This window comes from Microcystis sp. M49636_WE2, assembly GCF_030065375.1.
In the GTDB taxonomy this organism is placed as follows: Bacteria; Cyanobacteriota; Cyanobacteriia; order Cyanobacteriales; family Microcystaceae; genus Microcystis; species Microcystis aeruginosa_C.
In genome coordinates this window covers 1-4,682 of record NZ_JASJFG010000373.1, presented here as the reverse complement: position 1 = coordinate 4,682, position 4,682 = coordinate 1, and the positions used below count along the sequence as shown (strand labels likewise).

Below are 4,682 nucleotides of genomic sequence, written 5' to 3'. Positions count from 1 at the left end.
CCCTTTATCCCCCCCTCATCCCCCCTTACTCCCCCCTTGCTCCCCCCTTAATCCCCCCTTGATAAGGGGGGTGCCGATCCCCCCTTAATCCCCCCTTGATAAGGGGGGTGCCGATCCCCCCTTAATCCCCCCTTGATAAGGGGGGCATATGATAATTTTTAACGCCTCCCTACTTAGAATAATCGACTAAACCGAATAAATCCCGATTAATCGGAGAAAATAAGACGATTTGCCCATTCAGGGGTCAGAGGACAGAAAAATTCTCAGACAATCGGGAAAAAGTGACAGGGGAAAAATTTTTCCGAACCGGAGTAGCCAAAAAATCCCAGTCCGGTTAAAATTGATTATCGATCGATTGTGTGAGGAGTCCGACCCCCATGACCAATAAACACACAGCCAGGCTGCTGAGCAGTTACCTGCAGCGCCTGCCTGCTCATAGTTGGCTCGTCCTAGTTTTTTGGGCTTTGATTATCGCTCCAGTCCAAGCTGCTGTCGAATTACGCATTGCCATCAGTAAAGGTGTTAGTGCCGTCTCCGTGGGTAGTTCCACCGATGCTGTGGTGAAAGATGGGGCCGGGAGAGTCCTAGGAGAATTAACCGCCATGAATGCCCTCAATGCTAATCCCAGAGGAAAAGCGGTGGGTTTGGCCGATTGGCAGGCCAGTCAATTGATCATCGAACCGGAGAATGATGGTTACGTCTGGATTAACGATCGCTGGTATCGAGGACGCACAAGGATCATTCGGCAAGGTTCTGGGGTGACAGCCCTAAATTTAGTCGATTTAGAGGAATATCTCTATAGTGTCGTCGGTGCGGAGGCGATTCCCTCCTGGCCGCAAGAGGCCTTAAAAGCCCAATCTGTGGCGGCGCGTACCTATGCTCTCTACCAAATGAACACTTCCGGCAATCGCATCTACGATCTTGATACTACCACCCGCACCCAAGTTTATAAGGGTCTAGAAAGCGAGTTTACTAGCACCCACGAGGCAGTTAAGGCCACCGCCGGACAAATTATGAGTTTCAACGGCAAACCGATTCTAGCGGTGTTTCACTCCTCCTCTGGGGGCCACACGGAAAATGTCGAGGATGTTTGGAATTCCCCCTTACCCTACCTGCGCGGTGTCGTCGATTACGACCAAGTGGCCCCGGTATTTCAATGGTCAAAAAACTTTAGCGCCGGGGAATTAGGCCGTTTAATCGGTGGTGTCGGTCGTGTGCGATCGCTATCTCCCGAAAGGACCACTCCCCACGGACGAGTGATTAGAATGCGTATAGTGGGCGATCAAGGCTCTAAATTAATCTCTGATACCCAATTACGGCGAATACTCGAGCTGCGTAGTACCCTATTCACGATTTCAGCTAATAACGGTACTTTTGCCATTAATGGTCGCGGTTTCGGTCATGGGATCGGTTTAAGTCAATGGGGCGCTTTTTCCCTCGCTGACCAAGGGGTGACTTATGACCGCATTCTCAGCCATTATTATCAAAATGCTCGTTTAACTGAAATGCCCAATTAAAAAGGCTGTCAGCCGTTTCCAGTAAACTGATCACTTATAACTGATAACTGATTGTGAGATAATGTCTGATCTCACTTGTAATTTTTGACTTGCATGACCATCGTTACCGAAGCCTTAACCGAGTTGGAACCAGTCATAAAAACTACCTTTACCGTCGAGGAAATTCGCCAACTACTGCCCCATCGTTATCCCTTTGCCCTAGTTGATCGGATTATTGACTATGTACCAGGTAAAAAAGCCGTTGGCCTAAAAAATGTCACGATCAACGAGCCTTTTTTCCCCGGTCATATTCCCAGTCGTCCCTTGATGCCGGGGGTGTTAATTGTTGAATCCATGGCCCAAGTGGGGGGAGTGATTTTGACCCAATTACCCGGGATGAAAGGGAAATTTTTTGCCTTCGCTGGCATTGATAAAACCCGTTTTCGTCGTCCTGTGGTGCCGGGAGATCAATTAATCATGACGGTGGAATTATTATCCTTCAAGATGAATAAAATTGCTAAAATGCAAGGGGAAGCAAGAGTCGATGGGCAATTGGCCGCCCAGGGCGAAATGATGTTTTCCGTCTTTGATTGACCTATGAATTTTGATCGAGATCGTCTCCGACAAGAACTAAATTTATTTGCTATTCTAGGGGCTTTTATTACCAATATTTTCGCTAATATTTTTCCTCTCAAGGGCGAAAATATCGGGGCTATCTCGAATACAGTTTTTCAAGATGTCTTAATTGTTCCCGCTAATTATGCTTTTGCGATCTGGGGATTAATTTATCTGGGTTTAATTAGTCTGGGAATTTACCAAGCTTTGGCTTTTAATAAAACTGAACCGCGTTTGCGTCGGTTAGGCTACGAATTAGCCATCGCTAGTGCTTGTCAGATTCTCTGGGTAATTCTTTTTCAATCCCGTTTTTTTGCCCTGTCTTTACTGGCAATGCTAGGCATTTTAATTTCTCTCATCCGGCTCTATCTCCGCTTAGAAATTAATCGCTTGATTGTCAATCGTAAACAGGGTTTATTAGTTAATGCTCCTATTAGTATTTATTTCGCTTGGATTACCGTGGCCACAATTGTCAACGTCGCTTCGGTGCTAGATTGGATCGACTGGCAGCGATGGGGTCTAACTGACCAGATCTGGACGGTAATAATCCTGGTTATCGGGGCGATAATCGCAATTTTAGTCGGTTTAAACCGAAAAGATCGGGCTTTTATCGGGGTGTTTATCTGGGCTTTCTTGGCGATCGCTGTTAAACATATTTCTCTGCCTCTAATTGCGATAACGGCGATTATATTAGCGATTATCCTAACTTTTCTGGTTTTTAGTGGCAGTTTTCGTCCTCTGAGTCGTTAAAATGCGGGGTCACAGCGAATTTCGACGATAAAGCCATCGGGATCGTAGAAGTAAACCCCTCTCCCAGTCGGCCGGGTCACGGGTCCACTAGCAATAGTAATTCCCTGACTTTGTAGCACTTCTAGGGCAAAATCGAAGCATTCGGGGACAATATCGAAGGCTAAATGGTTGGCACGGGTAAAAGCGATTTCGGGATTGTCGTCGGGAGGGTTTAAATCTGGTTCCCAAAATAGGTCAATTACTGTACCATCGGGGGTGATAAAATTGGCCACTTTTCCCTGGGCAACTAATTCTTTTAAGGTGGTGGGAATTTTTTCCCCCACTAATTCCTCTAAGCCTAATATTTCCCCATAAAAATGACGAGAAGCCTCCATATCTTTGACGTTGAAAGCGATATGATGGACTTTTCGCAGTTGACCAATTTTGAGTTTTTTTGTGGTTAAGGAAGGGCTAATAGTCATTTTAGTTAGGGTTTGCTGAAAAAGTTTGTTGGTGGGGTGTGGGGTGTGGGGAGAACAAATAAAAATAATCTCCTGACGATGGGCAACTTAAGAGTTAATTTTTTGCAATAATTGCCGAATTGATTCCGCATCTTGGGCGTTGGGTAGGAGGGCAAGATAGAAGCCTAAATCCTGTTGCGCTCGGCTGAATTGTCCAATTTGATAGTAAACTAAACCTCGATCGCGCAGCTCTAGGGGATGATTAGGAATGAGCAAAAGTAGTAGATCTATTGTCCGAATTGTCTGAGACCATTGTTGACGATTCAGGTAAATATATTTTAAATTAGTCAACAAACGTAATAAAATTTGCTGATTGGTAGCAATATTGAGAAAATGTTCTTCTAATTTAACTGGCTGTTGATAAACTTGACTTAATCTTTCTTGACAGTCCTGTTTAAATAAGATTTCACCACCGTGAAAGGGATCGACAAAAATTTCCACTTCCTCGAAATCGGGACGGATAATAAAATGGCCCGGCATACCAATTCCTACCATGGGAAAATCGATCTGTTTGGCAATCTCTAAGTAGATAATCGAGAGAGTGAGCGGAATACCCGTGCGGCGCTCGATTACGTCATTTAAGTAGCTATTGCGGGGGTCATAGTATTCTTGGGTATTACCAGTAAATTGTAAATCTTCAAACAAATATTGATTGATAACCTTGACTATTTTTAAAGGATATAATCTATCGGGTAAGCGTTTTTTTACCTCGTCAGCCATTAAATTTATTCTATTTAAATAGTGATCAATCTTGAGGCGCGGATATTCAAAATTGGCTATTTGTAGGGCTGCCCGAGCTAGATTTATCTCAGGGTCAGGATGTTGAATTGTTTCGATGAAGGCTTGGTATAATAGTTCAAGGGTCATTAGAAAAGGGTATTAATCAGATTATCAACTATTTTAACTGATGCTTCCGGTTTTATCGCTTCTCTTTTCCGATCACCATTAAAGGTTCAGTGATTTAGATGAGCTTTCCCTGGAGAAGTAGCGAGAAATCTTTTCAATATCTAGATTAACCACGGCTTTTTCTAAAGGGATCGTGCGACAATTTTTATTTTGAGACTGCACTTGATAAACTAATTGATTTGTCCAATCTAAAGCAGTTAACCAACCACTTTGAGGATGATAAACCCCAGTTTCAATGTCTAGCCAACCGTTGCCGCGAGCTAGTTGTCCCGGTTTGACATCGGGAAAGGTAAAGGTTAAAGTATGACCTGTGATAATTAGTTTATCCTTGAAATAGGGTTGGGTCATGGCATGAAATTCGTTTCTAATCCAACAAAACTGCTCGTTTGTTTGCTGTTCAAGGGGATATTCTGGG

5 protein-coding genes and 1 pseudogene are annotated in these 4,682 nt (G+C 44.1%); 3 read left to right on the top strand and 3 right to left on the bottom strand.

What is annotated here, in order from left to right; translation table 11 throughout:
* Positions 1-377: 377 nt before the first annotated feature.
* From PX484_RS09000 to PX484_RS08990, 3 genes are all read left to right on the top strand, one after another.
* Complete coding sequence (locus PX484_RS09000; RefSeq protein ID WP_002802011.1) at positions 378-1,517, top strand: SpoIID/LytB domain-containing protein; 1,140 nt, start codon at positions 378-380, stop codon at positions 1,515-1,517.
* A 93-nt stretch (positions 1,518-1,610) separates the two neighbouring features.
* Positions 1,611-2,090: a 3-hydroxyacyl-ACP dehydratase FabZ gene (gene fabZ / locus PX484_RS08995; protein WP_002734156.1), complete on the top strand. Its 480-nt coding sequence runs from the start codon at positions 1,611-1,613 to the stop codon at positions 2,088-2,090.
* Between the two features lie 3 nt (positions 2,091-2,093).
* On the top strand, positions 2,094-2,861 hold the full coding sequence (locus PX484_RS08990; protein ID WP_002802021.1) for a TspO-related membrane protein: 768 nt from the start codon (positions 2,094-2,096) through the stop codon (positions 2,859-2,861).
* Here the strand turns inward: PX484_RS08990 and PX484_RS08985 are convergent.
* From PX484_RS08985 to PX484_RS08975, 3 genes and pseudogenes are all read right to left on the bottom strand, one after another.
* On the bottom strand, positions 2,858-3,322 hold the full coding sequence (locus PX484_RS08985) for a VOC family protein (RefSeq protein WP_002802022.1): 465 nt from the start codon (positions 3,320-3,322) through the stop codon (positions 2,858-2,860). The genes PX484_RS08990 and PX484_RS08985 overlap by 4 nt on opposite strands.
* An 87-nt stretch (positions 3,323-3,409) precedes the next feature.
* Positions 3,410-4,228, bottom strand: a complete 819-nt coding sequence (locus tag PX484_RS08980; RefSeq protein WP_287664429.1) for a SirB1 family protein — start codon at positions 4,226-4,228, stop codon at positions 3,410-3,412.
* 78 nt (positions 4,229-4,306) lie between these two features.
* Positions 4,307-4,682 (bottom strand): annotated as a pseudogene (locus tag PX484_RS08975) (serine/threonine protein phosphatase); the annotation flags it as partial.